The following is a 643-nucleotide window of genomic DNA, read 5'->3' as shown; positions in this document are numbered from 1 at the left end:
ACCACACCGGTCGAGCTGCGCGTTCCGTCATAGATCTTGCTATCGGCGCTCGCCGTCAGCGTCAGTACCGCCTTGGCGATGTTCGCGGTGCCATTGGCGACGCTATCGAGAACATAGTTGCTCGCATCCGCGCCCGACAGGGTCAGCCCGCTGACCGTGACGGCCTTGCCGGTGCCGGCATGGCGATCGACAAAGGCGAAAGTCCCGCTGCCATTGCTGGTGACGTCATCGCTTCCGATGACGCCAATCAGACTTCCAATCACGCCCGTCGCATCGACCGTGCCGTCATAGGTCTTGTTGCTGACGGTCGCTCCCGTTTGCAGCCGCTTTTGCGAAATCGTGCCCGCAGCGGTGTTGCCGATGGTCACGACATAGTTGTTGCCGCCATTGCCATCCGCGATCGACCAGCCGCCATCCACGCTCAGCAACCGGCTGCCCGCATTCTTCCCGTCGAACGACTGGGTCGCGTTGACCACGTCGCCCGCGATGAGACCCACCGACTGGACACGTCCTGCCGACGCCTTGGTGGCGTCATAGACCTTTGTGTCGGCAACCGCGTTCAGCGTCAGCGCCTTGGCGGTGATCGTGCCGGTGCCATTGCCGATGGTGCTCAGCACATAATTGGCCGCATCCACGCCGCCCA

The 643-nt window shown here is 63.0% G+C and carries 1 protein-coding gene; it reads right to left on the bottom strand.

Annotation, left to right across the window (positions count from 1 at the left end; genetic code table 11):
• Positions 1-643, bottom strand: a 643-nt coding sequence (locus tag SM191_RS19560) for a YDG domain-containing protein (protein ID WP_341507660.1), incomplete at both ends; no start/stop codon positions are given.

Origin of the sequence: Sphingomonas sp. 2378, from assembly GCF_038084995.1 — a bacterium.
In the GTDB taxonomy this organism is placed as follows: domain Bacteria; phylum Pseudomonadota; class Alphaproteobacteria; order Sphingomonadales; family Sphingomonadaceae; genus Sphingomonas.
This window is presented reverse-complemented; position numbering and strand designations above follow the sequence as displayed.